Source organism: Stenotrophomonas sp. YJH_SMC_53 (genome assembly GCF_059369995.1).
On sequence record NZ_JCAFTF010000001.1, the window covers coordinates 189,706 to 215,488 of the forward strand.

Here is a 25,783-nt window from a genome sequence, read left to right on the forward strand (position 1 = left end):
TTTTGCTAGAAGCGGCGCCAAGGAGGGGTCGTCCAATGGCGATGCAGGACGCCGTGTGGCTCCTGGGCGGCCTCCCTCCTGCGGCTGTGGCAGTCCAGATTCTTCAGTACGCTCCATGCTCCGGCTCCTTCGCAATAACAGGGGTCAGCGCTGACTGATCGATATGTAGGTCAGCGTCACGTTATCGGAATCGAGTCCGAGCACGACCTTTGCATCGTTCACCTGCGCAGACCAGTAAGGGCGAGAGCCAGGCGCGTCAGGCCGAGGTGGATGTTTGGTCGAGTTTTCCCAGATGATTTCCTCGAGCGCAATGCTTGGTGGTGCGATCTCAAAGATCAGGTTCGCGAGCGCAGGATCGTCAGCAGCACTTCTCAGCCTGATGTTCCGGACCTCAAGGTCGCCCAACATTCCGTGTTCTGCGATCCGTTCGTCCATCACGTCCTGGCGTGTCGGCTCTCCCAGATGCGTGTGGAGCTGTTCATTTAACGCGTCGACATCATCAAAACGTACACTGGACAGGCGCTCGATGTCGTTCTTGAATCGCTCCATACCAATTTCACTCCCTGATTTGACGGACTGTCTTTGATTAGATTTATGCGATGGGGTTGGTGAGGCACCGCTCGAACACGCTGACAGTATCAACGCTGAAACGGCTATTGAGAGGCAGCGATACGCTGCAAGCCGGAGGTGACTCCGATCTCCGCGCCTTGATGAAGTAGCGCATTTGTCGAGCCATGCATCCATGAAGGTACCTCTCGCGCCAGGAACACTGTCCCGAATCTAGCACAACGTCTTGTGATGCACGGGTCGGAACCCCCGCCTGACAGCGATTTTGGGAGATTTCGCGCAGTGTTGGATTATTCGTTTAGTTGGAAGGGGCGAGCTGTGGGTGGGCAAGAGGAAGCAATTGCGACAATCAAGGAGGTTGCAATCAACCATTTCTTCGAAATCATTGCTTTCATCGTGCGCCATGTTGGGTGAGTAGGAAACTTCTGTTGGGTTACAAGCAGCAGGCTCTGTATATGGCCTCAGACATCTCGTTGGATCGCTCTATCTGGTTGGGCTGCAACAGTTTGGAGAGTCTCGCAATGGATGCCGCTGATTGGCTGTTGGGGTGCGCGCGCTGATATGCGAGCCAGTATGCAAGGCTCTTTTCAGGGGATTTGTCGGCAATGATCCCGCGGTCATGGATGTCAGCAAGGGCTTCAATCGAGTCGACGCTTCCTTGCGATACCGACTCATTTAGATAATCAATCGCATCCCTTCGATAATTGGTTATCCGTTCCGGATCCTTGAGCGCTTCCGTCAAGTTTCCAATGATGGCTTTCGGGTCTTTGGCGAAAATCAGTCTCGCTTCGACCGACCCTTGGGCGGCAGCAAGAGAGAGCCAATTCTCATCTCCGAGTTCCGTTCGCCCTATCAGCCCTTGGCAATGGTCAATCTCCTGGTCGATTTTCCTTGAGTACTGCTCCCCCAGGCCCACTGATGCGTAGGCCTTGTACTCATCGGCATCACCTGAGTTAAGCGCCCGCTTGCAACTGGCAATGCGGTTATGGATCTCATAGCTCGACTGGGCATCGCCCGCCCTTGCAGCCGCGATGCGCCTGTCAATGTATTCCGAGGCGTCGCCTTCGTAGTGAGGTGTTTCGATCTTGAGCAGAAATGCCTTGCCACCCAAAGCCACTGTTGATTCGATGGATTGGTGTGGCGAACGCAAGGATTGATGAATGCTTGATTCAGATGCGATATCCGTTGACGAAGTGCTTTTTTCACTGAGAGGAACCTCATCTCCTTTGCTTCCTGTGACATCGGATGGTCTGCAGGCCAACCAGGAAATGGTTGCGACTACGCCGATGACGAACATTCCATATATGAGAATTCTACTGATCTTCACCTGATTCCTTTTCCCTTGTCGTCGCGGAGCTTTGCGATGGACTGACCTCGGGCCGTGGTGATAGCTGATTTCGGCGCTGATCCCCTGCCTCTCGATTCCCGGGATTTCATATTGCGGGGTGATATTCACTGTCAACCAGAAATCCGTTGCAGCGGGCTACGCTTTGCACTTGCGTGTTCTCAGTCACGCATCGGTGGACGTAAAGCGACAAATACCCTTCCTCGGAAGGCGAGCGCATGAGTGGCAAAATGGCCATTCCGTGCCGCGGTAGCAATTGGCTTGTTCTCTCGCTAGACGGCGCGCCGCAGTTGCGATGTCTTCGCGAAGGTTGCGCCCTCCCTCCTGGTGCGGCCGCGACGCGATCGCGTTGACTGTTGGCCTTGGTGTATCTGCAGCGGAACCTGAGCCCACCGCCGGCGAGCTTCCGCACATCCGGGCAGCCCACACCATGCGACGCTGGATCCGAGGCCCGTTGGCCGATCGGCAAGGTGGCCAGTCCGTTCTCTCCGAGCATTCCCTTCATTGCGCCCATTGGCGACCGCTCGGCGACCTTTTGTCAGCGGAAGGAGGTGCACAAAGATGAGCGAAGATGGTCGCGGGGCCTGGGAATCAGCCGCGTGGTTTACGGCTGGAAGGTCTGTGGAGGCGCGAGGAAGCGCTGTAGAGGTCCCATAATCCGTCGATTCCAGATTCGAATCGTGATGGGCCCCCACGCGACCTCGCACGACCTGTTGCAGATCTCATTGCCCCCGCCCCCCGCGCGCCCCGCAGCGTCGGTACCATCTGATCCGCACACAGGGATCGACCATGCCCAGCACCGAAACGCCGTTGGAGGACTTCACCACCGAAATCGAAGACAGCCGGCACCTGTTCGCCTGGTGCCTGGTCCACCATGGCCAGGTGCCCGAGGCGCAGGCGCTCGAACAGGCACGGAAGCGCTATCCCGACCAGAGCCCCGGCCGCGAATACGAACACGCGCTGATCTTCCACGACGAGCCCTGGCACTGGGCGATGCTGCACATGAAGGGCGAAGGGTATTGGCAGCAGCACCCGGAACTGGCGCATCCGTCGCTGGACTACGAAGCCGAATCGGACGCACTGTGCCTGGCCCGCGGTGAGCAGGTGCCACTGCTGGATGAGGACGAGTACCTGGGCGCGCTCGCGCATGCACGCCACATGCGAGCATGGACGCTGGTCCATCAGGCGGGTCGTTGGCCGGATGAAGCGCGCCAGGAGGCGCTTGGCCACTACGCGTATCATCCGCGCCATCATCGCGGGCGATTTCAGGTTCACGATCCGCGTGACGGCTGGTGCCATGTGATGAGCGCATTGCATGGCAACGACTACTGGGCGCGACCAGAGCTGCGGGAACCGCCACAGGCCTATTGGAGCGAGTCCCGCGCCTTTGTTTCGGCGCAGGGAATCCGCTTGCCGGACCCTCCGGGCTGAGGCCTGCTCAGCCAGCGAAGGCGCAGCTCCATCGATCACCGCACTCTGTGCCGAATGACACATGCCCTGCCATTTCTGCTGGCGGGAAGATGGCGGCATCCTGAAGTGGAGTGATCTGATGCCTGTTACGCTCAGTCGTCGCACCTTCCTGGCCAATGCCGCAGCTGTTCCGGCGGCCACGCTCATTCCCACCGGTGTTGCCACCCCGGCGCGGCCAAGCGTCACCACCGCGAGCCTGATCGACGCGGAACGCAGCGTGATCCGCTCGGCCATGGACGGCAGCGGCATCGGTGCCGCTGCCGTCTGCCTGGTCGAAGGCGGGCAGGTGCGCTGGACTGAAGGCTTCGGTCACGTATCAGGCCAGGGCAGCGTGCCCGTAGACGCCAGCACGATGTTCAGCATCCAGTCCACCTCGAAGAACTTCGCGGCGGTGGCGGTGCTGTTGGCCGTGCAGGACGGCATCCTTGATCTGGACGCGCCCATTACCCGCTATCTGCCGTCGTTCACGGTGCGCAGCCGCTTCGAGCATGCTCCACAGGAGCGCATCAGCCTGCGCCTGCTGCTTGCCAATCGCGCGGGATTCACGCACGAGGCGCCCCTGGGCAACAACTACGAACCGGCGTCGCCGGGCTTTGATGCGCACGTCCGCAGCATCTCGCAGACATGGCTGCGCTTTCCGGTGGGTACGCGCTATCGCTACTCCAACCTGGGCTTCGACCTTGCCGGTCATGTCCTTGAGCAGGTTGCGGGCATCAGCTATCCGGCCTGGCTGCAGCGCCGGATCTTCGAGCCGCTGGGAATGCACGACAGTACGGCCGATGCGTCGGTCTACCTGGCAAGCAAGGTGCGGGCACTGGGAACCCAGGAAGGCCATACGCAGGTACCGCCGGTGACGCCGCTGGTGGTGTCGGGAGGCGTGTGGACCAGTGCCGCCGACATGGCGAAGTATCTTGGCTTCCTGCTCGGTGGCGGCCGATCCGGTGCGCAGCAACTGCTTGAGCCCCGTCTCTGGGACGAGATGCATGGTTTCGGCCCGGGCGGCGACTACGGGCTCGGTGTCATGCGCAGCGAACGCCTCTACGGCAGTACACCGGTGCGGCTGCTGCACCACCGCGGCGGGGGCTTCGGATTCGGGTGCGTGTTCACCTACTGCAGGCAGGCAAACGCTGGATTTGCCGCGATGTTCAATCGCGCGACGTCTGCGGGGTACGGCATCGGCGAGCGTCTGCTCGATCAGCTGTTGTCGGCGCGTTTCGGGCCCCGTCAGCCGCGTGTGCCCCTATCAAGCCTGGCGCCGATCAGGTTGAACCAGGACCAGATGCAGCGGATGGCAGGAAGCTGGATCGGGCGCAGCGGCAAGGCGAAGATCGGGGTTGCCGGAAATGGGGAGCTGCAACTGCATCGAGGGGCGCACGCCGAGGGTACCCGCTTTGCGGCCATCGACGGCGATCAACTTTTCACTGTGGACACCGATGGAGAGGTTGCGACGTACCGTTACCATGCGGCGACGGACATGCTGCCGGCGTACCTGGAATGCAGCAACGGCGAGGATGGCCTGGACCAGAACGATCCCATCGATGGGCCCACCGGGCCGCAGGCGCCCCATTGGCAACCCTGGCTGGGACGCTATCGCGTTGACCAATGGGGCAAACCATCGATGTTCGTTGTGCTGGAGCAACGACACGGCCGGCTGTACATCGATGGCATCCGCCTGGTTGCTGAGGTGGAGCCAGGATTGTTGTTCACCAGCGATGGCGAAGCGGTGGATTTTCGCGGCTCCCAGCCGACATGGCGCAACCTGCGCCTGCGGCGCGTCGCGCCCATGGGCCAGGGGTGATGGCGGCATGCCGCGCGCTCATCCGCGCCGCCCACGCCCATCGATGCTGTAACGTCCCGCCCCGGTGCACGCCAGCAGCAGGAAGCCGCCGGCGAGGCCCAGGTTCTTCAGGAACATGATCTGCTGGGTCTGATCGGCGAAGTTGTGGTGGAAGATGAAAGCGGTGACCAGGCTGAAGCCTGCGAGCACGACCGCCACCAGCCGGGTCTGGAAGCCGAGCAGGATGCACAGGCCGCTGCCGATTTCGAAGGCGATGGTCGGCCAGAGCAGGATGCCGGGAACTCCCATTGCCTCCATGTAGCCCTGGGTACCACTGAGATCGCCGAGCTTGCCCAGCCCGGAGACCAGGAACAGGGCCATCAGCAGGATGCGTGCAAGCAGGTAGGCGAGCGAATGCGATGAAGTGCTCACGTCGAGGTCCTCGGAGATGGCCGACGCAGGCGATCGGAGCCCACCGGCGGTGAAGCCCGTGTCTACGCGCCGGGCAGGGCGCCTTGACAGCTGCCGCGCTGCAGTAGACCTTTCCCGCATGACGATCGATATTGAATCGCTCAGCCTTCGCGAGCTGGGTGCCCTGGTGGTTGCCGCTGAACGGCGGAAACAGCTGATTTCCAGCCGCCGTCCGGCCAGTGCGGTGCGGCGGATGCTGAAGGCCGCCGCCGCCGAAGCCGGCTACACCCTTGAAGAACTCTTTGGCGGCCAAGCCTCGGAAACACCTGCGCCGGCCCGAAAAGCCGTCCGCCGTAAATCCGGCAAAGTCGCGCCCAAGTATCGCGACCCGGAATACAAGCGCCTGACCTGGACCGGTCGCGGGCGCATGCCGCGCTGGTTGGCGTCCAAGGTGTCGATGGGCCACAAGGTCACCGATTTCCTGATTCCTGGCTTGGCCAGGCCGACCGCTGGCAAGACCAGCACCATCGGCAAGCGGACCGTCATCAAGAAGGGATGACGCTGCAGCACTGCTACCCTGCCCGGGTCTTTCAACCAAGGAGCACGGGATGGCACACGAGAGTGGCATGACGATCACGCCGAAAGTCCTGCACGCAGCCGCAGTGGCGGGCATGTTGGTCAGCCTGCTGGCCTGGGCGGTGGAATGGAGCGGGATGGCCTATGTCTGCCCGTACTGCCGCGTGCAGCGCACGGTCATCGGCGTGCTCGGCCTGCTGACGCTGTTCGCGCGCCCGGGGAGCCTCATCGTGCCCTGGTTGTCGTACACCGCGGGTGGCTTCGCGTTCGTGGTGGCAGCGATGCAGCACTTCAACGGTTGGAAACGCATTTCCGCAGGCGACTTCAGTTTCAATGAGCAGTGGTACATCGACCCGTGGCTGCTGTCAGGCTGCGCGATGCTGATCCTGGTGGCGCAGCTGATGCTGGTGCAGGCCGCCTGCCGGCGGAAGTTACGCTGAAGACCCCGCGCGGGGCGCAGCGCTAGGCGTTCTGGAACACCGCCAACTGCGCGGCGAAGGCGCGCTGGTAGGCGGGCCGCTGCGTCGCGCGGGCCACATAGGCGGCCACCGTCGGATACTCGTCGAGCAGCCCGCTGCTCTTCAGGCGCAGCAGCACCGAGACCATCATCAGGTCGCCCACGCTGAAATCGCCGTCCAGCCACGGCGCCTTGGCCAGCCATGTCGACAGTTGCGCCAGTCGCGCCCGAACCCGCTCATCCAGCATCGGCAGCCGCTGTGCGTACCACGGCTGCTCGCGCTCCAGCACCCAGGCCATGGAGCGCTCAACGATGGGGGGTTCCACCGTGTTCAGCGCAGCGAACATCCACATGATCGCGCGCATGCGGGCGTCCGGATCGCGCGGCAGCAGGCCGGGGTGCTGTTCGGCCAGATGCAGGACGATGGCGCCGGATTCGAACAGGGTCCGGTCGCCCTCCTGCCAGGTCGGAATCTGCCCGAACGGATTGCGTGCCAGGTGTACGGGCTGCTTCATCTCGGTGAAGGTGAGCAGTTGTACGTCATAGGCTACCGACAGTTCCTCCAGTGCCCAGCGCACGCGCATGTCACGGGCCAGGCCCTGGCCGCGGTCGGGGGAGGTGGCGAAGGCGGTGAGGATGGGAGGCATGGGGTCCGCAATCAAGGAGGGCTTTGATGATCTGACGAGCGAGTGTGCCGGAAATCGACATGGGTGCCGGTGCTCTGCACGTCGCCTGCACGTGTCCTGCACGCACGCACCGTCGCCGATCCATCAGTCTGCCGGGGTCATCCGCAGAGACAGGTAGCAGGCATGAATACTCCCGGAAAACCGAAACCCAGTTGGCGCCAGAGCAACGTGCTGATGGGAGCGCTCGCCGCAGTCCTGGTGATCGTGCTGATCATCCTTTTCGTACCTTGGTGAGCCTGCCCGGGCTCGCTCGATGTGATCCACGCGCCACTGTGGCGTGAAGCAGTCAGTGCGGGTTGGGTGACGTGATGTGCGTATCAATCGCTGCTCACCCGGGAACCACACAAGCATGTCCACAGTGGATACGCAGGCAGCGCAGTCGAAGCTGCTTTTCTCCCCTGAAACGAAGATACAGGAGCAACGCCATGAGCACCCAGTCCACCATCGAACATCGCCTCAACGACCTGATCGAGATCGCTCGTGACGGCAAGTCGTTCTATGAAGAAGCGGCGACCAAGGTGAAGGATGCCGAGCTGTCGGCCTTGTTCACCCGCATCGCCGGCGTCAAGGGCCGCATCGTCGCGGCGCTGAGTGGTTCGGTGGCTGCCAGCGGCGGCAAGCCGGCCGAGCATGGCACCGTGGTGGGTTCAATGCAGCAGTTCTACGGCAAGGTGCGTGCAGCCTTCGGTGACACCAATTATGGCTATGTGGCCGAGCTGGAAGAGTCGGAGGACCGCCTGCTGGGCGCGTTCAAGGACGTGCTGAAGGACAACGAGCTGCCGCCGGCGGTACGCCAGGAAGTCACCCAGCTGTTGCCGGAAGTGCAGGAATGCCACAACGTGATGCGCGCGCGCAAGCATGCGATGAAGGCGGCCTGACGATCAGCGGCGTCCCACTCCCCAGGGACGCCGCGGCCGGGGCGGCACCGCTGCCCCGGCCACCCTGAATCGGTCGCTGCTACACTCTTGCCGGTTCCGCACTGCCAACAATGAGCACCATGAACAACGGGAACGGTCCGCAGACAGTTCGCTGAGCCGCAACAACGATGCAGACGTTGTTGCGGTGAACATCCCTGCGATGCATGCGAAGTGGATGGATCACCGCCGGACTCACTCTGGGCGGAGACTCCCCATGTTCAATCCACAGGCCCCGCGTTGGACCCATACCCTGCCATCGGCCATTGCGCTGATGGCGCCGTTCGACCTCCTGGCCTCGCTGGCCATGGATATCTATCTACCTGTAGTGCCCTTGATGCCCGGCGCGTTGGGAACATCGCCTGCGCGGGTGCAATTGACGCTGAGCATCTACCTGCTGGTGCTCGGCGTCGGCCAACTGCTGTTCGGCCCGTTGTCCGACCGGATCGGGCGCCGCCCCGTGCTGTTGCTGGGGGCGCTGCTGTTCACCGTTGCCTCGTTTGCGCTGGCGCTGTCCAGCAATAGCGGGTTCTTCCTGGCCTGGCGCACAGTGCAGGCGATTGGCGCGTCGGCTGCGCTGGTAGCGACGTTTGCCACCGTCCGCGACGTATACGCGGATACGCCGCAGGGGGCGTCCTTGTATGGACTGTTCGCTTCGATGCTGGCCTTCGTGCCGGCACTGGGGCCGATGCTGGGTGCACTGGTGGCTGCGGCAGCAGGCTGGCGTGCGATCTTCGTGCTGCTGGGTGTGCTTGGCCTGGTCGCCGTCCTGCGCGCGCAACGCCTGTGGCAGGAAACCCGACCCGCAGGGCGCAGGGACGCTGGACCGGCACTGCAGAAAATTCTTCGCAGTGGTGCCTTCTGGGTCTACACGCTGGGATTCAGTGCCGCGATGGGCACGTTCTTCGTGTTCTTCTCGATCGCACCGCGCGTGCTGGTCGAGCGCATGCAGTACTCCCAGATCACCTTCAGCCTGGCGTTCGCGACGGTGGCACTGGTGATGATCCTCATGTCGCGCATGGCGAAGACGTTCATCGCGCGCTGGGCGGTGCCTGGCACATTCGTGCGTGGCCTGTGCGTGATGGTGGCGGGTGTGTTGTTGATGGCGCTCGCTGCGGAGTTGCCACTGTCATTCGCCAGCGTCGTGCTGCCCATGTGGGGCATCGCGGTGGGGCTGGTGATGGTGGTTTCGGTGGCTGCCAACGGCGCGTTGAGTGAGTTTGCCGATGCGTCGGGTATGGCGGTGGCGCTCTACTACGCGATGCAGAGCCTGATCGTGGCCTGCTTCGGAACACTGGCTACGGTGCTGCTGCCGGGCGATACGGTATGGCCGCTGGTGGCCTATGGGCTGTTGCTGCCAGTGGCCAGCCTGGTCGCCGCGGCGATGTTGCGCGGCTGCCGCTAGCCTCGGCCGGTGATAAAAAAGGGCGGCCATCAGGCCGCCCCAATCCTTCATGAGAACACGTGACGGGAACTAGAAGCGCACCGACCAGCGCACATTCGCACTGTGGTCGCGGCTTTCACTGCCGTACTGGCCGCTGTAGCCCAGTTCCAGCTGCTGGCGCTCGGTCAGCCACGCCGACAGGCCCAGTTCGGCCACCACCGCGTTGTCGGCGATCGGCGCGCCGTTGACCGCAAACGTCGTGCTTCCGTTGGCGAAGGCCAGGTTGGCGACCTGGCTGCGATCACCGGAAGCGCGGCGATAGCCGACGCCACCGCGCAGGTGCAGCCAGCTCTCCTGCTGGAACGAAGCCTTCAGTCCCTTGTCGAAGCGCAGGCCGGCAGTGGCAATCGTGGTTCCGGTATCGTCCACCTTGCCCTGCAGTGCCGCTGCTCCACCGCGTTCGTTGACGCGCTTGAGGTCCACTTCGACACGTGCGACCTGCAGGTAGGGCTCCAGCCCGGCTTCCGTGCCACCGAAGCGGTAGCCGGCTTCGATGAAGGCCTGGCGGGTGCGGGCGTCGTAGCGCGCGCTCAGGCTGTCGCTGAAGCCTGCGAAGGCGACATCACGCGTACTCTTCACCTCGTGCTTGCTCCACGCCACACCACCGCGCAGGCCGAAACCGCCCCAGTTGTGGCTGGCGTAGGCACCAAAGTGGGTGTTGTCGATCTTCGACTTGGCGCGACGCGCCTGCTGCTTCACGTCGGTGCGGCCCGTGCCGGCCAACACGCCGACCTGCCAGCCGGAGAACTCGCGGTCGATGCCGACCAGCAGGCCGTTGCTGTTGGCTTCGGTGCGGGCAGTGTTGACGTCACCGTCCAGCTTGCTGTTGCCACCGATGGCCTGCACCCATGCACCCGTCGCGTCACCCACGTCGCTACCGGGTGCGGCGGCGCCGGCACGGCGTGACAACGCGGCATCGCGCACGTAGCGGCTGCCCTCGATCAGGGCGATGGCCGTGGCCGGATGCAGCTCGCCGCTGAGGCCGTCGAGCACGCCTCCGACCTGCTGCGGGAACAGTTGCGTCAGTGGTTTGGGCAGACCCTGGGCGATCGGCAGCAGGTCGGCGGCCGCTGCCACTGCACGCTGGTTGGGCGTGTTGGCAGCCGTGGTCAGTGAAGCGCCACGGGCGACGTCGATGCGCGTGCCGTTGGTACCGTAGGCCAGGCTGAACTGCAGGAACGGGGAGAACGCGCTGAAGTCGGTCTTGGCGAACTGGCCGTTGACGCCTCCGTCGGCACGCAGGAAGTTGAACTGCTCGCCGAGGTAGTACACGCCCGGCTCCGGCAGCGCGACCAGCGTGCCGCCAAGGGTGGCGGTGCCGGTCACGTGCAACTGGTCACTGCGGCCACCCGGGGCCAGCTCGGCGGCATAGACGCCAGTGGCGCTCTGCACGTAGTTGCCGTTGATGGTCAGCGTGCCGATCGAGTTGCCCGGCGCGATGATGCCGTCCACGCGGGTATTGCCGAGCGTGCCGACGCCCTTCAGCAGGCCATTGGCGCCGACCGTGGTGGTGCCGCCGGTCTGCGTGCCGTTGAAGGACACCACGCCGCCGTTGATCACCAGGTTGCTGTTGTTCAGCACGCCGCTGGCGCTGACCGTGCTCACGCCACCGGTAGTGGTCAGTGCGGTGGAGACCAGGCTGCCGTTGAGCAGCAACTGGCCACCCTGTACTTCGACTGCCGAGGTGAGGGTGTTGGTGCCGTTCAATTCCAGCGTACCGTCCTGCAGTACCGCGCCGTTGAAGCTGTTGTTGCCGCTCAGGCGCAGCCAGCCGATACCGGATTTGGTCAGCTTGCCAGGGCCACCGATGTCGTTGGTCCAGTTGTCCCAGGCATCGCCTTCCCAGACTTTCAGGCCGCCGGCTTTCTGGTTCATCACCACGTTGGTGTCCACGCGCAGCGAGCCATAGCCTTCGATGGCCTTCTTCAGATCCACCATGCCCCAGCCGTAGATCGGATCGATGCCCGCTGCACCCAGGTCGCGTGCGGTGGTCAGCAGCACGTCGCGGACCTGGGCGTTGTCCAGATAGGGGAAGCGCTCCATCAGCAGGCCGAGCGCGCCGGTGATGTGCGGCGCCGCCATCGATGTGCCCGTCTTGGTGCCATAGACATACTGGGTGTTCTCGCTGTCGATGATCAGCCGCACGTAGGCGGAGGTGTTTTCGATGCGGCCCTGGATATCCCCGGAAACGATGGTGCTGACGATGTCGGTGCCGGGTGCCGAGATGCACCAGTTGGCGGCAACGCCACAGATGCTGGAACTTCCATCGATCACGTAGTCCGTTTCGCCCGCAGCGGCGTTGGGCCGGCGGACGTTGGCCACGGCCAGCCAGTACGGTTCCAGTTCGGGCTTCCAGCGCGGCATCGCGGCCGTGATTCCGGCGACGGCGCCGCTGCCGTTGCCAGCCGACCAGACCTGGATGAGGGTGGAGCCCGGGGTATCGCCATTGCTGGCGTAGATGCTGCCGTACACGCCGTAGTCGGCACCGATGTTGGCGTACTGCTGGTCCAGCGCGGCGGCGGTCATGTTGCGCGTGGAGATGCCCCAGCTGTGGTTGATGGCACGCACGCCCTGCGCCTGGATCTGTGCATACATGTCCAGCGTGGCGGCGTCATCCGGATCGGTGCGGTACACCGCGCGCGGACGATAGTAGTTGTCCGGATCCAGGCGCCACTCATAGTAGGTGTCGCCGAACACGCGGGCGGCGGTGAGATCCGCACCAAAGGCCACGCCATGCATGCCGGTGCCATTGCGGTTTGCGCCGATGGTGCCAAGCACATGCGTTCCGTGGTCGGCGTAGCTGAAGCCATAGGGCTGGCCGGCCGCGATCAGGCGTGCCGCGAGTGCGGCCGGAACGCCGGCACCGAGGCCATAGTAGTTGTAGCCGGGCTGTTCGCCGCGGGTCTGCCCGCAGGCACCGGTCCCCGCAACCACACCCGGCGTCGCGCAGTCGGCACCGATGGTGATGCTGGAGGTATTGCGTCCTGCAAACTCCGGATGCGCCAGTGCGGACCCCGAGTCGAACAGCGCCAGGCGCACACCCTTGCCGGTCAGGCCGCGTGCATAGGCGTAGTCCGCGCCCATCGCACCCAGGCCCCAATCGGCGTTGAACTCATCGCTGCGCCAGCTGGCCGGATCGCCCGGCTTGCCAAGAACGGCGGTGCTGCTGGCGGCAGGTGCAGCGGCCGTCGCTGCGGGTGCAGCGTTGGCAGCAGGCTGTGCCCATGCAGCCTGCATCTGGCGCTGCTGCTGCCAGGCCTCGAGTGATTCGCTGGCCATGGCCGGCAGTGCAGCGGCCAGCAGCAGCGAGCTGGCGACGGCAAGCGCCAGCGGGCGGTGCGACAGGGAGCGGGACGAACGGCCGTACAGCGGGTGATTCATCGGACAACTTCCTTGGTTGACGGACATCAAGGCCGTTAACGCAAAGGCATGGCGATATCCCCCAGTAATGTGAAGGGATTTTTATGAACGTGTTAATGTTTTGTGATCGGTGCACGACGTGGCTCCGCCGGGCCGGGCACCGCGACCTTTCTTTCCGAGGCCTTGGAGCCGTCCATGCGTAACGCATTGCGTAAACCACAGTTGGCGATACTGGGTAGTGCCGATCCTGGCAGTGACGCATTCGAGCGCGCAGCTGAAGCAGGGCGTTTCCTGGCCGTGCAGGGCATCACGCTGGTCAGCGGCTGTGGCAGTGCCGCTACGCGGATAGCTGCCGAGCAGGCAGTAGCCGCCGGTGGCCAGGTGCTCAGCGTGATCCCGGAAAGCAGCATGCCGCCGGCCGATTGGCCGGCCACGGTGGTGGTGCCCTGTGGCATGGGCGATGCGCGCAACCTGATCATGGCCCTGGCCGGCGACGCCTGCATCGTGATCGGCGGGCGCGCCGGCACGATCTCGGAGGTTTGCCTGGCCTGGCTGCACAAGCGGCCGCTGCTGCCGCTGGTGGGGGCCGGTGGCTGGTCCGATGCGCTGCCGGACAACCCGCCGGACGAGCGCGGCAATTCGCCGATCCTGCCGTGGCGCAACATTGATGAGCTGGCCGGACAGCTGCGTGTGCTGGGGTTGCTGCACCGCTGAGTCGAGCGGCATCGGCCTTCACCCAGCGTCCCGTGTGCAGCGCTAAGGTGGCCCGGCCTGGGCTCACCAGGCTTATCAAGGAGCGATGTCGATGCGTACTTTCAGGAAAGTGATCGCCGGTGTTGTGTTCGCGTTGGCCTGCAGCGGCTCGGTGGCCGTGGCCGGACCGGTCCAGCCCTGCGATCTGCCCTGCTGGAAGGCTTACCAGGCATGTGTGTCCGGTGGTGGTGATGCCATGGAATGCCAGTACGAATACGATCGATGTGTCATGGAGCGCTGCGGCGCGGTGTAAGCCCAGCCATGCTCGGCTGAAGACGGGCCTCGTCCGTGACGAGGCTCTTCTGTTCGTGCGCAAGGTCGGGCAGTCTCGACACGTTCTTCCTGGTGGAGTGGAACATGGCCGTCAAGCGTGTCGTCGCCAACATCGCCACGCCCGATCCCTCACGTGCCGCTGCGTTCTATGGCGAGCTGCTCGGCATGCCGGTGGTGATGGACCATGGCTGGATCGTCACCCATGGCGGGCAGAGCAGTGCGGTGGCGCAGGTCAGCTTCGCCAGTGAAGGAGGCTCGGGCACGCCGGTGCCGGACCTGTCGATCGAAGTGGACAATCTGCAGGACGTGCTGCAGCGCATGCGCGCGGCCGGCATCGCGCTGGAATATGGCCCGGCCGACGAACCCTGGGGCGTGCGGCGCTTCTTCGTCCGCGATCCGTTCGGTCGGCTGTTGAACATCCTCGCCCACGCCTGAGCGGTGGATGGTGCCTCAGCCACGCCTGACGGTGCGCGCGGGACGATGACCGTCTAACGGCGTGCTGGCCCTGCTCGCGGCATTCGGGCTGCTCCGGTAGCACAGGCGCGCCTGAACGCGCCGCGGTCAGCCCTGCTGGCGTTGTGGACCGTCCCTCGTTGGCGTCGCTTCGGCCGCTTGCCGCTGCTGCCGTGCATTGGCGTGGCGAGCGTGCCCGCCTTCGCGGCCGATCGCTGCCATGTGCTGGCGGTTGCGGCTGATCGCCTCGCCGCCCTTGCGGCCGGCCACGCGTGCCTCGGCCGGGCTGAACTCATGTGCATTGCCGGACGCATGCGCGGCGCGTCCTCCCTTTGCGGCGATCGCGCGCTGCTTGTCCTGGTCCATCGAGGCGAAGCCACGATGGGAAGTGCCGTGGTGCTGGCCGGCCATGGGAAGGCTCCCGTTGCATGGAAGGGAAGCTCATCCTTGCCGGTGCCCGGCTAACGGAGTGTCCGCACCGGTGCGGCTGCCTTCACGCCGCACCGTACTGCTTTTCACGGCGCAGGTACGCTGCTGCGCGCGCCGCCCTGCGTGGCTAGGACGAACTGCATCCTTCACCCAGGCCGGCGTGATGGGCTCGACCGAAGAGGAGTACGTGCTCGGCAATACAGCCCCTTTGGCCGCGCAGTGCCGCACGCTGGAGCTGCGCTTGGGCAACGGCGGCTGGACCTTCCTCAGCGAAATCGAAATGGCCGCAGAGCAGTAAGGCTTCAGGGCCGGCGGGCGTCCTGCAGGCGCTGCGCGAAGGGCCGCTGTGCGAGCGCTGCAAGGGCGTCGCGCAGTACCTGCTCCAGCGGCTGCCCCAGATCGGTATCGAGGCTGCGCGCCGCACGCGCGGTGGCCTGCCATTGCGCCTGCAGCGCAGGCATCGCGCGCTGTGCGCGGGGGCTCAACTGCAGGATGCGTTCACGTCCGTCGTCGCCGCTGGACGCGTGCAGCCAACCATCGCGCACCATCGCCGCCGCGGTCTGGCTGAGCGCCGAATGGCTGAGCCCGCAGGCCGATGCCAGGTCCTTGATCCGGCAGGGGCCCTGCGCCATCAGCGTGCGCAGCACCGGCGTGTAGCGGGGCCGGTAGTCCAGTTGCAGGTCCCGGTAGGCCTGCTCGACCGCCGGGTCCAGCTGGTCGAGCAGGGCGCGCAGCAACGTGCCGAGCGTGGCGTGTTGGAGATCCATGACCAGGATGATATATAAGTGCTTATATATCTTCAACGCGGAGGTGGTTGATGGCCGTGTCCTGGATGCTCGCTGCGTTGCTGGCAGCGGCCTGCCCGGCGCAGGACGGAGTGCTGCGCGCGGCGGCCACCGCCGTGCAGGCGCAGTACCTTGACGAGGCGGCCGGCGCCCGTATCGCCGATGCCCTGCGCACCTGGTCGGTGCAGCAGCGCTATGCGGACAGCTGTTCGGATCCGGTTGCGTTCAGCGCACGCCTGAACCAGGACCTGGACATGTTCGATGGCCACTTCCACGTTGAACGCGTGGACGCAGCGGCCGGCCAGGACGATTGGTTGATGGCCTGGCGCGCCGATGCCCGCAGCAATGGTGCCGGCGTGCGCGAGGTGCGGGTGATGGAGGGCAACATTGGCTACCTGCGCCTGAGTACCTTCTATCCGCTGGATCTGGCGCGCCCGAAGTTCGCTGCGGCCCTTTCCCTGCTGGCCGACACCGATGGCCTGGTGCTGGATCTGCGCCAGAACGGGGGCGGCGACGATGCAAGTGCCGACCTGCTGGTACGCACGCTGCTGGACGCGAAGATCGACGCGGTGCAGCAGCTGGACCAGCGCGGCCGGCGCACGCCGGTACCGCTGCCGCCTGCCAGCCTGCCTGCGTACCTGAAACCGCTGGTGGTGCTGATCGACCGCCGCACCGGTTCGGCGGCCGAGTTCGTCGCCTATTCGCTGCAGGCACTGGGCCGCGCGCGGATTGTCGGCACGCGCAGTGGCGGTGCCGCGCATATGTTTGGTGATCCTGTGCTGCTGCCCGATGGCTATCAGATCAGTATTCCCGACCGGCAACCCATCAATCTGCGTACCGGTGGAAACTGGGAACGTACTGGCGTGAGGCCCGATGTGGCCGGCGGCGACGATCCGCTGTTCATCGCGCGGCAACTGCTGGCGCCTGCGAAGTCGTCAAGATGAACGCACGATTGCATGGTTGTCCTATCGCGGATGCGCGATTGCATGCCTAGAATCGAAGCATCCCGGTAGTTCCCGGGCGCTTCGAGTGAATGGACTCAATGAAGATTCTGTTGACCGGCAGTTCCGGCCGCATCGGGCGCGCGATCTTCGGTGCGTTGGCGGCCGCCCACGAAGTGGTGGGGCTGGACCGCAGTCCGTTTGCCACCACGCGCATCATCGCCGATGTCAGCGATCGGCAGGCCGTCGCGCGCGCGGTGCAGGGCATGGATGCGGTCATCCATACCGCGGCCCTGCATGCCCCGCATGTCGGCCTGGTGCCGGATGCGGTGTTCCAGCAGATCAACGTGGAGGCCACCGCACACCTGCTGCAGGCTGCACGCGAAGCAGGAGCACGGCGCTTCGTGCTGACCAGCACCACTGCGTTGTATGGCCATGCCGTGGTGGCCGGTGGCTGCCGTTGGATCGACGAAGACACCGAGCCGCTGCCGCGCACGATCTACCACCGAACCAAGCTGCAGGCAGAGACCCTGGCCGAAGCCGCCGCCACGCCGGGCTTCAGCGTTCGCGTGCTGCGCATGGGCCGGTGTTTCCCGGAACCGCCCGAACGGATGGCGATGTTCCGCCTGCATCGCGGCATCGACGCCCGCGATGTGGCCAGCGCACATGCTGCACTGCTGCTCGACGAAGGCGCCCCGTTCGCGCGCTACCTCGCCTGTGCGCCGACGCCGTTCCGGCGCGAGGACTGCCTGGAGCTGGCCACGCACCCGCGCAGCGTGCTGGCCCGTCGCGCGCCGCAGCTGCTGGCCGAGTTCGAACGCCGTGGTTGGCCGCTGCCATTGAGCATCGACCGTGTCTACGACAGTGCCCGCCTGCGCAGCGAGCTGGGCTGGCAACCGTGCTTCGGGCCGGACGACGTGCTGCAGCAGTATGCCGTCGGCAGCATCGAGGTACTGCCGCGGGCACAGTGGATCAAGGACCGCGTGGCCGAGTGAGGGCATCGCGGGGGGCGCTGAGCCGAGCCTGAGCGGATTCAGGAATGTGCAGGCCGCCCGCCTCAACCTCGCTGGCGGGCGGCCGCTAACCCAGTGCGCTTCCAGCGCCGGGCGCGCCCCGGCGGCCGGTGGCCTGCGCGACGGATCGCGCGCCTGCGCGGTGCCCTCGTGGTGCCGGTCGTCCTGAACTGCCTTGCGGACCCTCCCATGCCTTCTTCCCGCTCTGCCACTGCCCAACGCCCAGGCAGCATCGCCCACAAGTTGATGCTGGGCACCGCCGTGATCGCGCTGCTGTGCTTCGGCCTGACCGCGTTCCTGATCTACCGACAGGCCAGCGCCAGTCTGATCAGCGCCTCGCGCCAGACCATGACCAGCGAGGCCAACGCCGAGGCGCGCCAGGTGGCGGCTGATCTGGGCACCGCTTTCGCCAGCAATGACGCCATGGTCGAGGCCGTGCTGGCCCAGCGTGCCCGTGGTGACATACCCGACCGCGCCAGCCTGGCGGCGGTGCTCGGCGAACAGCTGCGTGCTCATCCTCAATGGCTGGGCAAGAGCACCATGTGGGAGGCCGACGCCTTCGACGGCAAGGATGCGGAGTTCGTCAATACCGAAGCACACGATGCCACCGGCCGCTACATGAGCTATTGGGCCTGGCACGACGGCAAACCGCAGCAGTCGGTGATGACCGACTACACCGAGACTGCCAGCGGTTCCGGTGACTGGTACATGGTGCCCAGCCGCGACAAGTTGCCCAAGGTCAGCGAACCCTATGCCTATGACATCGCCGGGCAGCAGGTGTTGATGAGCACGTTGAGCACGCCGATCATCGAGAACGACAGGTTCCTCGGTGTATTCACCGTCGACTTCTCGCTGGCAGCGCTGCAGAAGCACCTGGCAACGCTGAAGCCGATGGGGGCTGGCCGCGTCGAACTGCTGTCGCCGAAGGGCGTGGTGCTGGCCTCGGCCAATGCCGCCGAGATCGGCAAGCCGCGCAACGATGCCCTGACCCGCACCATGCTGGCCGACATCGCCGCCGACCGTCCGTTCGAGGCCTTCAGCCCCGATGCGGCCGGCAATGTACGCGTGTATGTGCCGCTGCGCGTGGGCGACGCCCCGCAACGCTTCGCGCTGGGCGTGGTGATGCCGCATGCGGTGATCGTGTCTGAGGCACGCCAGCTGCTGTGGCTGACCCTGCTGGTCGGCGTGATCGCCGCGCTGACTCTCAGTGCCGGTGTCTACGTGCTGCTGCGCCGCTTGGCGATCCGCCCGTTGGCCGAAGCGGTGCGCGTGGCCGGTGATGTCGCCGCCGGCAAGCTGGACAGCACGCTGCCGGCGCGCAGCAACGACGAAGTGGGGCGCCTGCTGGACGCGATGCAGGGCATGCGTGGGCAGTTGCAGTCGGTGATGGCTGCGCAGGCCGAAATGGCGCGCCGCCACGATGCCGGTGAACTCAGCTATCGCATGGATGCTGCGGCCTTCCCGGGCGAGTACGGCCGCATGGTGGCCGACAGCAACCAGCTGGTGGCCTCCAGCAATGCGGTCACCCAGCGCCTGGTTGAAGTGATGCAGCGCTATGCCGTTGGCGACCTCAGCGTGGACATGGAAGCACTGCCGGGCGAGAAGGCGGTGTTCACCGCTGCGATGGCCACCACCAAACGCAACCTGGCTGCGATCAACGAGCAGATCCAGCAGCTGGCCGCCGCCGCCGCCGCCGGTGACTTCGCCGTGCGCGGTGATGCACTGCGCTTCGACCATGATTTCCGCCGCATGGTGGAGACGCTGAACACAATGATGCAGGTCAGCGACCACAACCTGGCGGCACTGTCGACGCTGCTGCGCGCGATCGCCGCCGGTGACCTCAGTGCCCGCATGCAGGGCGACTTCCACGGCGTGTTTGCGGTGATGCGCGACGATGCCAACAGCACCGTGCAGCAGCTGACCCAGATCGTCGGCCAGATCCAGCAGTCGGCGGCCAGCATCCGCCTGGCCGCCGGTGAGATCGCCGCCGGCAACAGCGACCTGTCGCGCCGCACCGAACAGCAGGCCGCCAACCTGGAAGAAACCGCCGCGTCGATGGAAGAACTGACCTCCACCGTGCGCCAGAATGCCGACCATGCGCTGCAAGCAAACACGCTGGCCGGTTCCGCAGCGGGCGTGGCCAGCGAAGGCGGCCAGGTGGTCAGCCAGGTGGTGCACACCATGGAGCAGATCGAGGCGTCTTCGCAGCGTATCGCCGAGATCATCTCCGTGATCGATGGCATCGCGTTCCAGACCAACATCCTGGCGTTGAACGCGGCAGTGGAAGCGGCGCGCGCCGGTGAACAGGGCCGTGGCTTCGCAGTGGTGGCCAGTGAAGTGCGGGCGCTGGCACAGCGCTCGGCGGGTGCTGCAAAGGAGATCAAGGAGCTGATCGACGCCTCGGTGGCCCAGGTCGGTGCCGGTGCGCAGCTGGTGCACGGTGCGGGGCGCACCATGCAGGACATCGTCGGTCAGGTCGGCCGGGTCAACGAAATCATGGCCGAGATCTCGGCCGCGTCGCGCGAACAGTCGGCCGGCATCGAGCAGGTCAACCAGACCGTGGTGCAAATGGACGAAACCACTCAGCAGAACGCCGCGCTGGTGGAGGAAGCCAGTGCCGCCGCCCGTGCGATGGAGGAGCAGGCCGAGCAGCTGGCGGTGGCGGTGTCGCGCTTCCGCCTGCAGGCCGAGCCGGAGGGCATGGCCCGCCGCGCGGCCTGATGCCGGAAACGAAGACGCCCAGCGGGTGCCGGGCGTCGGTTGCATCCTTGCCGCGCATCCTGCGCAGGTCTGATGGCTCAGAACATTCCTTCAAACGGGTTCCAGCTGGCGCGTCCTTCCACCTTCTCCAGGTAGTAGCTGTAGTTGGTGCTGGAGGCGACCAGCAGGTTCATGGCGATGAACAGCATGCGCCCGACGACATCCGGCAGGAACATGGTGACGATGGCCAGCGCGATGTTGATGCCGATCACCACCAGTGCCTTGCGCCACATGCCGAGAATCAGCAGGTAGATGGCACCGAAGAACAACGCGAAGAAGTTCAGGTTGATCTTCAGGCGGTCACCAAAGGACAGTGCCTTCCAGGCCTGCTTGAAGCCGGGGTTCTTGGGGGCGCCGTGCTGGCGGAAGAAGTTGAAGCGGAACTGCCACTTCGGGCTGAACTGGGACAGGTCAGTGGTATTCATTGGGATACATCCCTGTGAGAAAACGTTTTCATGATAGGACAAGTCCTATTCAGGATCCAAGCGCTAGCGTCAAGAATGTGACGCCTGCCTTGTTCGCGCGCCTGCGGCCAAGCGCCGCGCCGTCACCCGCCCGCCTTGTTTTTAGGATAGGGTGCGCAGTTCCGCTGCCGCACCGGCTGAACCCGTGCGGCGGCGGGATGTCCATGGAGGTTGCATGACCACACCTGCTACACCGGAAAACGCACCGGGACCGGTGCTCCTGCCGACACCTGAAGTGGTGCAGGCACAACAACTGCTCGCACGCCAGCAACTGGCGGTGGCGATGGACCGTGCGCGCACGGCCGCCACGCGGGATGCGGCACCGGCCGCGCTGGAAAGCGAGTAACCCGCAACACCGTCGATCGCGCTGGCATGTCGCCAGCGCGATCACGGCGCGTGCCGCCGGTCAGAACCGCGCGGTCATGCTCAGGAAGTAGCTGCGCCCGGCGACGAAGTAGTCGGTGGAGCCTTCCGCATACAGCTTCTTGTCGGCCAGGTTGCTGACGCCACCGCGCAGGGTCAGCACTTCGTTGACGTTCCATGCCGCGGTCAGGTCATACAGCGTATAGGCCTTGAGGAAGGTCGTGGCGGTGCCGGTCTGCCTGCCGGTGTACTGCGCCGACAGGCTGCCGGAAAACACCGTGCTGGGCGCCCAGTCCAGCGACGAATAGCCGGAGAACTCCGGCGTATCGATCAGGTTGCGGCCGGTGGTCAGGTTCCTGGCTTCCTTCATCCAGGTCGCCGAGGTGCGCCAGCGCCACTGCTCGCCGAAGCGGACGTTGAGGTTGCCTTCCATGCCGCGGGTGCGCGCGCGCTGTACGTTGCTCATGCGCGTCCACCAGATGCCGTTGAACCGGCCCAGCGGTGCGTACTCGATCTTGTTCCGGAAGTCGGTGTGGAAATAGGTCACGCCGACATCGATCAGGTCATTGTCGAAGCTGATGCCGATCTCGCGGTTGGTGCTGGTCTCCGGATCCAGGTCCGGGTTGCCGGCCATGTAGCACCCGCCACGGGTGTAGCCCAGCGGAATCAGCGAGGTGCAGCCGCGGCCCCCGGACTGGGTAGCGGCACTGGCCGAGTTCTCGGTCAGGCTGGGCGCACGGAAGCCCTTGGAGACGCCACCGCGGATCGTCCACTGTTCGGCAGGGTGCCAGACCAGGTACGCACGCGGGCTGACGTGGCCGCCGAACTGCTCGTGATGGTCCAGGCGCGCGCCCACGGTCAGGGCCAGGGTGCGGTGCAGTTTCAGCTCGTCCTCGGCAAACAGCGCCCAGGTGTCCACGTCCAGAGTGGAGCCGCTGACCGCGTTGCCGGCATAGTCGATCGGCGCGCGGCCGATGGTGTCGGTGTTGGTCAGCTCCTGCCGCTTCCATTGGCCGCCTACGGCGAACTGGTGTTCAACGCCGAGGGTGAACGGCGTGGTCAGGCTGCCCTCGATGATCGTATCGGTGGCTTCGGAACGGCCGGCAGCACCGATGTCGTTCCTGTACTCGGTCCAGTACGCACTGATCTTCGAATTGCCGAAGCGCCACTTGCCATCGTGGTTGAGCGCCAGCGAGCTGCGCTTGAGCTCACTGGCACCCCAGGCACCTTCGTCCTGCTTTTCCAGCGACGCATCGATGAAGGCCTGCTGCACGCCGTGCCCGGCTTCCAGCGACAGTTCCTGTGCGTCGCTCAGCTTCCACTGCAGCAGCGCATCGACATTGCGGTCCTTTTCGCCCGCGTAGGCATTGCCGGAGACACCGCCGTTGGAGCGGTCCGAATCGCGGCGCATGCTGTTGGCACCGATGCGCAGGCCGAAGCGTTCGCCCAGCGGCCCGGAGAACGTGGCGCCGATCTGCTGGGTATCGCCGCGCTTGCCGTCAGCCGGGCGGGTGTAGCTGTGGGTGGCGCTGCCGTTCCATTCGTCGCCGATGCGCCGGGTGATGATGTTGATCACCCCGCCCATCGCATCGGAGCCATACAGCGACGACATCGGCCCGCGCACCACTTCGATGCGCTCGATCTGGTCCGGCGAGATCCAGTTCAGGTCCTGGCGGCCGAGGTCGGGGCGATAGTTGGTCGAGGCCGAGCTGCCCATGCGCTTGCCGTCCACCAGCACCAGCGTGTAGTTGGACGGCATGCCACGCAGCTTGATCTTGGACTGCTCGCCGACGGCGCTGAGGCCGCCGGTCACGCCCGGTACGCGGCTGAGCAGGGCGGCCAGATCCGGTACCGGCTGGCGCTCGATGTCCTCACGACTGACCACGCTGATGCTGGCCGGGGCATCCTTGATCCACTGCTGGCTGCCTGAAGCCGTGACCACCACGGTATCCAGGTCCTTGGTGGAGGCATCGGCGGCGGCCTCTGCGGCGGCCAGGCCGGGCAGGGCCAGCAGGCAGGCGGTGGCCAGGCGGGTGCGCGGCAGGCGCGCGGAACGGGAACGGGACGACAGGGACATGACGGCTTCCATGGGAGGTGGGGTGACCCGGTGGAAGCAGCAGGCGCAGGCAGACAGCAGGCAGCCGCCCCTTCCGTGGGTCGTCGGGTGCGCGGTCTGGACCGGCGCAGCTGGGTGGGTCGCGGCCGCGCGGAAGACGGTGACCTGCCTGGTTGATTAAATGATAACCGTTCGCGTTTGTTACGATCCAGTACCGGGGGCGATGCAGTGACATCTGGCCATGCCCTGGCGTGATCGCCTGCTATTTGCTGAATGGGGACAAATCCCGGTGTAGACCTTCGCACCCGGCTTACATTCTGGGCCCTAGACTGGGCCGCATTTTCGATTCCGCCCCGTTGGAGATCGTGTGGGTTCCGGTAGTGACAGACATCGACTGTGCGGCGTGAGGCCGACACAGCCAGGACAAGTGCGGGCGCCGGGAAAGCGCGCCGGGAACCTTGGTGCATGCAGCCCGGCCGGGATGGCCGGCCGTGCCGACGGCGCGGAGTAAGCGACGATGGGGGTGCAGACCATCCATGCGGAAGCAGGAACGCCCCGGCTCGATGCCGGCTGGGCGCTGCTGCCCGCTGAATCGCCATTGCCGATGCCCGAACAGACCCTGCGCGAAGGCGCACTGAAGGTCCGGCGGCATCGCACCTCGCCGCGCCTGATCGGCCTGCGCCGGCTGTACCTGTTTGGTGGCACGCTCGGCATGACCGCCGTGGCTACGCGGATGATGTGGCGGGTGCTGTCGGCCAATGGCATCAGCGTGCTCGAAGCCTGCCTGCTGGTGCTGTTCGTCGGCCTGTTTGCCTGGATCGCGCTCTCCTTTGCCAGCGCCCTGGCCGGCTTCCTGACCGCGGTGTTCGACCGGGGCTATCGCCTGGGCATCGACCCGGACAAGCCGTTGCCGGCCGTGCACAGCCGTACTGCGCTGTTGATGCCGACCTACAACGAAGACCCGCGCCGCCTGCTGGCGGGCCTGCAGGCGATCTACGAGTCGGTGGCGGCCACCGGCCAGCTCGACCGCTTCGACTTCTTCGTGCTCAGCGACACCCGCCGCGAGGACATCGCCGCTGCCGAGGAACAGGTGTTCGCCGAGCTGCGCGAGCGTGTGCCGGAGGGGCAGACGCGCCTGTTCTATCGTCGCCGTGGTGACAACAGCGGGCGCAAGGCCGGCAACATCGCCGACTGGGTCCGCCGCTTCGGCGGTGCCTACCCGCAGATGCTGATCCTTGACGCCGACAGCCTGATGACCGGCGACAGCATCGTGCGCCTGGTGGCCGGCATGGAACACAACGCCGACGTCGGACTGATCCAGACCCTGCCGTCGGTGATCGGCGGCCGCACCCTGTTCGCGCGCATGCAGCAGTTCGGTGGCCGCGTGTACGGGCCGGTGATCGCCCGCGGCGTGGCCTGGTGGCACGGCGCCGAGAGCAACTACTGGGGCCACAACGCCATCATTCGCACCCGCGCCTTCGCCGACCACGCCGGCCTGCCGGCGCTGCCGGGGCGCAAGCCGTTCGGCGGCCATGTGCTCAGCCACGATTTCGTCGAAGCGGCGCTGATGCGTCGTGGCGGCTGGGCCGCGCACATGGTGCCCTACCTCGGTGGCAGTTACGAGGAAGGCCCGCCGACGCTGACCGACCTGCTGGTGCGCGACCGTCGCTGGTGCCAGGGCAACCTGCAGCACGGCAAGGTGGTCGGCAGCCGCGGGCTGCACTGGATCAGCCGCACGCACATGCTGATCGGCATCGGCCACTATTTCACCGCACCGATGTGGGCGATGCTGATGCTGATCGGCATCGCCATCCCGCTGTTCCAGGAAGGCATCGATTTCAACGCCCTGCTGCACCTGTCGCCCAGCGTGTACTGGCGCGCGCAGGATGAAGAGCAGGTGGTGCGCCTGTTCGCCGCCACCATGGCGGTGCTGCTGCTGCCCAAGGTGCTCGGCTACCTGGCAATGCTGCTGGACCCGGTCGACCGCCGCGGTTGTGGCGGTCCGATCCGTGCCTTCGTATCGATGCTGGTGGAAACCGTGCTCGCCGCGCTGATGGCGCCGGTGGTGATGTACGTGCAGTCACGCGGCGTGGCCGAAGTGTTGTCCGGGCGCGATTCCGGCTGGGACGCGCAGCAGCGTGACGACGGCGGCATCTCGTGGATGGCGTTGATCCGTGGCTACGGTGGCCTGGGTGTGTTCGGCGCCTTCATGGGCGTGCTGGCCTGGGCGGTATCGCCGTCGCTGGCGGCCTGGATGGCGCCGGTGGTGATCGGCATGGTTCTGGCCGTTCCGGTGGTGGCGCTGACCTCCTCGCGCGGCCCCGGTGCGTTCCTGCATCGCCTCGGCCTGCTCGATATCCCCGAAGAGAACATCCCGCCACCGGTGCTGGTACGCGCCGCGCAGCTGCGGCGGGAAGCGGCCGCGCAACCGCCGCTGTACTGATTGCCCCGCGCCAGCGGCATAATGCGGCTCGAACTTGAAGGAG

At 65.5% G+C, this 25,783-nt stretch carries 24 protein-coding genes; 15 read left to right on the top strand and 9 right to left on the bottom strand.

What is annotated here, in order from left to right; translation table 11 throughout:
- Positions 1 to 144: 144 nt before the first annotated feature.
- Positions 145 to 549 (bottom strand): hypothetical protein, encoded by a 405-nt coding sequence (locus AC5P7X_RS00905; protein WP_053497004.1) that lies wholly within the window; start codon positions 547 to 549, stop codon positions 145 to 147.
- Between the two features lie 451 nt (positions 550 to 1,000).
- On the bottom strand, positions 1,001 to 2,023 hold the full coding sequence (locus tag AC5P7X_RS00910; protein WP_495214332.1) for an SEL1-like repeat protein: 1,023 nt from the start codon (positions 2,021 to 2,023) through the stop codon (positions 1,001 to 1,003).
- Between the two features lie 678 nt (positions 2,024 to 2,701).
- On the opposite strand from AC5P7X_RS00910, the gene AC5P7X_RS00915 reads away from it, so the two are divergent.
- Together AC5P7X_RS00915 and AC5P7X_RS00920 are read left to right on the top strand one after the other, a co-directional pair.
- Complete coding sequence (locus AC5P7X_RS00915; RefSeq protein ID WP_329842882.1) at positions 2,702 to 3,343, top strand: hypothetical protein; 642 nt, start codon at positions 2,702 to 2,704, stop codon at positions 3,341 to 3,343.
- A 61-nt stretch (positions 3,344 to 3,404) separates the two neighbouring features.
- Positions 3,405 to 5,180, top strand: coding sequence for a serine hydrolase domain-containing protein (locus tag AC5P7X_RS00920; RefSeq protein WP_495214333.1), 1,776 nt, complete (start codon positions 3,405 to 3,407; stop codon positions 5,178 to 5,180).
- Positions 5,181 to 5,198: 18 nt separating this feature from the next.
- Here the strand turns inward: AC5P7X_RS00920 and AC5P7X_RS00925 are convergent, their stop codons facing one another.
- A complete protein-coding gene (locus AC5P7X_RS00925) occupies positions 5,199 to 5,591 on the bottom strand; it encodes a DoxX family protein (RefSeq protein ID WP_019660763.1) in 393 nt (130 codons plus the stop codon).
- Between the two features lie 118 nt (positions 5,592 to 5,709).
- Between AC5P7X_RS00925 and AC5P7X_RS00930 the strand changes: the two genes are divergently transcribed.
- Together AC5P7X_RS00930 and AC5P7X_RS00935 are read left to right on the top strand one after the other, a co-directional pair.
- Entirely contained in the window at positions 5,710 to 6,129 is a 420-nt protein-coding gene (locus tag AC5P7X_RS00930) for an H-NS histone family protein (protein ID WP_053497010.1), read from the top strand.
- Positions 6,130 to 6,178: 49 nt separating this feature from the next.
- Positions 6,179 to 6,586, top strand: a complete 408-nt coding sequence (locus tag AC5P7X_RS00935) for a hypothetical protein (protein WP_053497011.1) — start codon at positions 6,179 to 6,181, stop codon at positions 6,584 to 6,586.
- 22 nt (positions 6,587 to 6,608) lie between these two features.
- Here AC5P7X_RS00935 and AC5P7X_RS00940 read toward each other — a convergent pair whose 3' ends face one another.
- Positions 6,609 to 7,250 (bottom strand): glutathione S-transferase family protein, encoded by a 642-nt coding sequence (locus AC5P7X_RS00940; RefSeq protein ID WP_206619985.1) that lies wholly within the window; start codon positions 7,248 to 7,250, stop codon positions 6,609 to 6,611.
- A 464-nt stretch (positions 7,251 to 7,714) separates the two neighbouring features.
- On the opposite strand from AC5P7X_RS00940, the gene AC5P7X_RS00945 reads away from it, so the two are divergent.
- The gene (locus tag AC5P7X_RS00945) at positions 7,715 to 8,167 is read left to right on the top strand and encodes a PA2169 family four-helix-bundle protein (protein ID WP_005419568.1); all 453 of its coding nucleotides are present in this window, start codon (positions 7,715 to 7,717) and stop codon (positions 8,165 to 8,167) included.
- Positions 8,168 to 8,420: 253 nt separating this feature from the next.
- Positions 8,421 to 9,608: a CmlA/FloR family chloramphenicol efflux MFS transporter gene (gene cml / locus AC5P7X_RS00950; protein ID WP_235642190.1), complete on the top strand. Its 1,188-nt coding sequence runs from the start codon at positions 8,421 to 8,423 to the stop codon at positions 9,606 to 9,608.
- Positions 9,609 to 9,677: 69 nt separating this feature from the next.
- Here the strand turns inward: cml and AC5P7X_RS00955 are convergent, their stop codons facing one another.
- Positions 9,678 to 13,028 carry an autotransporter domain-containing protein gene (locus AC5P7X_RS00955; RefSeq protein ID WP_329842878.1) on the bottom strand — a complete coding sequence of 1,117 codons (3,351 nt, stop codon included), beginning with the start codon at positions 13,026 to 13,028 and terminating at the stop codon, positions 9,678 to 9,680.
- A 174-nt stretch (positions 13,029 to 13,202) separates the two neighbouring features.
- Between AC5P7X_RS00955 and AC5P7X_RS00960 the strand changes: the two genes are divergently transcribed.
- The 3 genes from AC5P7X_RS00960 (at position 13,203) to AC5P7X_RS00970 (ending at position 14,468) form a co-directional block, all read left to right on the top strand.
- The gene (locus tag AC5P7X_RS00960) at positions 13,203 to 13,721 is read left to right on the top strand and encodes an SLOG cluster 4 domain-containing protein (protein ID WP_053497016.1); all 519 of its coding nucleotides are present in this window, start codon (positions 13,203 to 13,205) and stop codon (positions 13,719 to 13,721) included.
- Between the two features lie 91 nt (positions 13,722 to 13,812).
- Entirely contained in the window at positions 13,813 to 14,013 is a 201-nt protein-coding gene (locus AC5P7X_RS00965; RefSeq protein ID WP_005419561.1) for a hypothetical protein, read from the top strand.
- A 104-nt stretch (positions 14,014 to 14,117) separates the two neighbouring features.
- Positions 14,118 to 14,468, top strand: coding sequence for a VOC family protein (locus tag AC5P7X_RS00970; RefSeq protein WP_053497018.1), 351 nt, complete (start codon positions 14,118 to 14,120; stop codon positions 14,466 to 14,468).
- A gap of 126 nt (positions 14,469 to 14,594) precedes the next feature.
- Here the strand turns inward: AC5P7X_RS00970 and AC5P7X_RS00975 are convergent, their stop codons facing one another.
- Entirely contained in the window at positions 14,595 to 14,897 is a 303-nt protein-coding gene (locus tag AC5P7X_RS00975) for a KGG domain-containing protein (protein ID WP_005419559.1), read from the bottom strand.
- Positions 14,898 to 15,078: 181 nt separating this feature from the next.
- On the opposite strand from AC5P7X_RS00975, the gene AC5P7X_RS00980 reads away from it, so the two are divergent.
- Complete coding sequence (locus AC5P7X_RS00980) at positions 15,079 to 15,213, top strand: hypothetical protein (RefSeq protein WP_329842876.1); 135 nt, start codon at positions 15,079 to 15,081, stop codon at positions 15,211 to 15,213.
- Between the two features lie 4 nt (positions 15,214 to 15,217).
- On the opposite strand, the gene AC5P7X_RS00985 is transcribed toward AC5P7X_RS00980, so the two are convergent.
- Positions 15,218 to 15,682 carry a MarR family winged helix-turn-helix transcriptional regulator gene (locus AC5P7X_RS00985; RefSeq protein ID WP_329842875.1) on the bottom strand — a complete coding sequence of 155 codons (465 nt, stop codon included), beginning with the start codon at positions 15,680 to 15,682 and terminating at the stop codon, positions 15,218 to 15,220.
- A gap of 50 nt (positions 15,683 to 15,732) precedes the next feature.
- Here AC5P7X_RS00985 and AC5P7X_RS00990 point away from each other — a divergent pair, with 50 nt between their 5' ends.
- The 3 genes from AC5P7X_RS00990 (at position 15,733) to AC5P7X_RS01000 (ending at position 20,375) form a co-directional block, all read left to right on the top strand.
- Entirely contained in the window at positions 15,733 to 16,644 is a 912-nt protein-coding gene (locus tag AC5P7X_RS00990) for a S41 family peptidase (protein WP_053497020.1), read from the top strand.
- 98 nt (positions 16,645 to 16,742) lie between these two features.
- A complete protein-coding gene (locus AC5P7X_RS00995; RefSeq protein ID WP_005419556.1) occupies positions 16,743 to 17,636 on the top strand; it encodes an NAD-dependent epimerase/dehydratase family protein in 894 nt (297 codons plus the stop codon).
- A 207-nt stretch (positions 17,637 to 17,843) separates the two neighbouring features.
- Entirely contained in the window at positions 17,844 to 20,375 is a 2,532-nt protein-coding gene (locus tag AC5P7X_RS01000) for a methyl-accepting chemotaxis protein (RefSeq protein ID WP_495214334.1), read from the top strand.
- A gap of 77 nt (positions 20,376 to 20,452) precedes the next feature.
- Here the strand turns inward: AC5P7X_RS01000 and AC5P7X_RS01005 are convergent, their stop codons facing one another.
- Positions 20,453 to 20,839: a DUF2628 domain-containing protein gene (locus tag AC5P7X_RS01005; protein WP_005419554.1), complete on the bottom strand. Its 387-nt coding sequence runs from the start codon at positions 20,837 to 20,839 to the stop codon at positions 20,453 to 20,455.
- Positions 20,840 to 21,053: 214 nt separating this feature from the next.
- Between AC5P7X_RS01005 and AC5P7X_RS01010 the strand changes: the two genes are divergently transcribed.
- On the top strand, positions 21,054 to 21,224 hold the full coding sequence (locus AC5P7X_RS01010; RefSeq protein ID WP_005419553.1) for a hypothetical protein: 171 nt from the start codon (positions 21,054 to 21,056) through the stop codon (positions 21,222 to 21,224).
- 60 nt (positions 21,225 to 21,284) lie between these two features.
- Here the strand turns inward: AC5P7X_RS01010 and AC5P7X_RS01015 are convergent, their stop codons facing one another.
- Positions 21,285 to 23,318, bottom strand: coding sequence for a TonB-dependent receptor domain-containing protein (locus AC5P7X_RS01015; RefSeq protein ID WP_053497024.1), 2,034 nt, complete (start codon positions 23,316 to 23,318; stop codon positions 21,285 to 21,287).
- A gap of 496 nt (positions 23,319 to 23,814) precedes the next feature.
- On the opposite strand from AC5P7X_RS01015, the gene mdoH reads away from it, so the two are divergent.
- Entirely contained in the window at positions 23,815 to 25,740 is a 1,926-nt protein-coding gene (gene mdoH, locus AC5P7X_RS01020; RefSeq protein ID WP_053497026.1) for a glucans biosynthesis glucosyltransferase MdoH, read from the top strand.
- The last annotated feature ends 43 nt before the right edge of the window (positions 25,741 to 25,783 follow it).

Excerpts from the sequence above, each read along its gene's own strand:
- AC5P7X_RS00905 (WP_053497004.1), bottom strand. The coding sequence starts at position 549 with ATGGAGCGATTCAAGAACGACATCGAGCGCCTGTCCAGTGTACGTTTT.
- AC5P7X_RS00915 (WP_329842882.1), top strand. The coding sequence starts at position 2,702 with ATGCCCAGCACCGAAACGCCGTTGGAGGACTTCACCACCGAAATCGAA.
- AC5P7X_RS00920 (WP_495214333.1), top strand. The coding sequence starts at position 3,405 with ATGCCCTGCCATTTCTGCTGGCGGGAAGATGGCGGCATCCTGAAGTGG.
- AC5P7X_RS00930 (WP_053497010.1), top strand. The coding sequence starts at position 5,710 with ATGACGATCGATATTGAATCGCTCAGCCTTCGCGAGCTGGGTGCCCTG.
- AC5P7X_RS00935 (WP_053497011.1), top strand. The coding sequence starts at position 6,179 with ATGGCACACGAGAGTGGCATGACGATCACGCCGAAAGTCCTGCACGCA.
- AC5P7X_RS00940 (WP_206619985.1), bottom strand. The coding sequence starts at position 7,250 with ATGCCTCCCATCCTCACCGCCTTCGCCACCTCCCCCGACCGCGGCCAG.
- AC5P7X_RS00945 (WP_005419568.1), top strand. The coding sequence starts at position 7,715 with ATGAGCACCCAGTCCACCATCGAACATCGCCTCAACGACCTGATCGAG.
- cml (WP_235642190.1), top strand. The coding sequence starts at position 8,421 with ATGTTCAATCCACAGGCCCCGCGTTGGACCCATACCCTGCCATCGGCC.
- AC5P7X_RS00955 (WP_329842878.1), bottom strand. The coding sequence starts at position 13,028 with ATGAATCACCCGCTGTACGGCCGTTCGTCCCGCTCCCTGTCGCACCGC.
- AC5P7X_RS00960 (WP_053497016.1), top strand. The coding sequence starts at position 13,203 with ATGCGTAACGCATTGCGTAAACCACAGTTGGCGATACTGGGTAGTGCC.
- AC5P7X_RS00965 (WP_005419561.1), top strand. The coding sequence starts at position 13,813 with ATGCGTACTTTCAGGAAAGTGATCGCCGGTGTTGTGTTCGCGTTGGCC.
- AC5P7X_RS00970 (WP_053497018.1), top strand. The coding sequence starts at position 14,118 with ATGGCCGTCAAGCGTGTCGTCGCCAACATCGCCACGCCCGATCCCTCA.
- AC5P7X_RS00975 (WP_005419559.1), bottom strand. The coding sequence starts at position 14,897 with ATGGCCGGCCAGCACCACGGCACTTCCCATCGTGGCTTCGCCTCGATG.
- AC5P7X_RS00980 (WP_329842876.1), top strand. The coding sequence starts at position 15,079 with ATGGGCTCGACCGAAGAGGAGTACGTGCTCGGCAATACAGCCCCTTTG.
- AC5P7X_RS00985 (WP_329842875.1), bottom strand. The coding sequence starts at position 15,682 with ATGGATCTCCAACACGCCACGCTCGGCACGTTGCTGCGCGCCCTGCTC.
- AC5P7X_RS00990 (WP_053497020.1), top strand. The coding sequence starts at position 15,733 with ATGGCCGTGTCCTGGATGCTCGCTGCGTTGCTGGCAGCGGCCTGCCCG.
- AC5P7X_RS00995 (WP_005419556.1), top strand. The coding sequence starts at position 16,743 with ATGAAGATTCTGTTGACCGGCAGTTCCGGCCGCATCGGGCGCGCGATC.
- AC5P7X_RS01000 (WP_495214334.1), top strand. The coding sequence starts at position 17,844 with ATGCCTTCTTCCCGCTCTGCCACTGCCCAACGCCCAGGCAGCATCGCC.
- AC5P7X_RS01005 (WP_005419554.1), bottom strand. The coding sequence starts at position 20,839 with ATGAATACCACTGACCTGTCCCAGTTCAGCCCGAAGTGGCAGTTCCGC.
- AC5P7X_RS01010 (WP_005419553.1), top strand. The coding sequence starts at position 21,054 with ATGACCACACCTGCTACACCGGAAAACGCACCGGGACCGGTGCTCCTG.
- AC5P7X_RS01015 (WP_053497024.1), bottom strand. The coding sequence starts at position 23,318 with ATGTCCCTGTCGTCCCGTTCCCGTTCCGCGCGCCTGCCGCGCACCCGC.
- mdoH (WP_053497026.1), top strand. The coding sequence starts at position 23,815 with ATGGGGGTGCAGACCATCCATGCGGAAGCAGGAACGCCCCGGCTCGAT.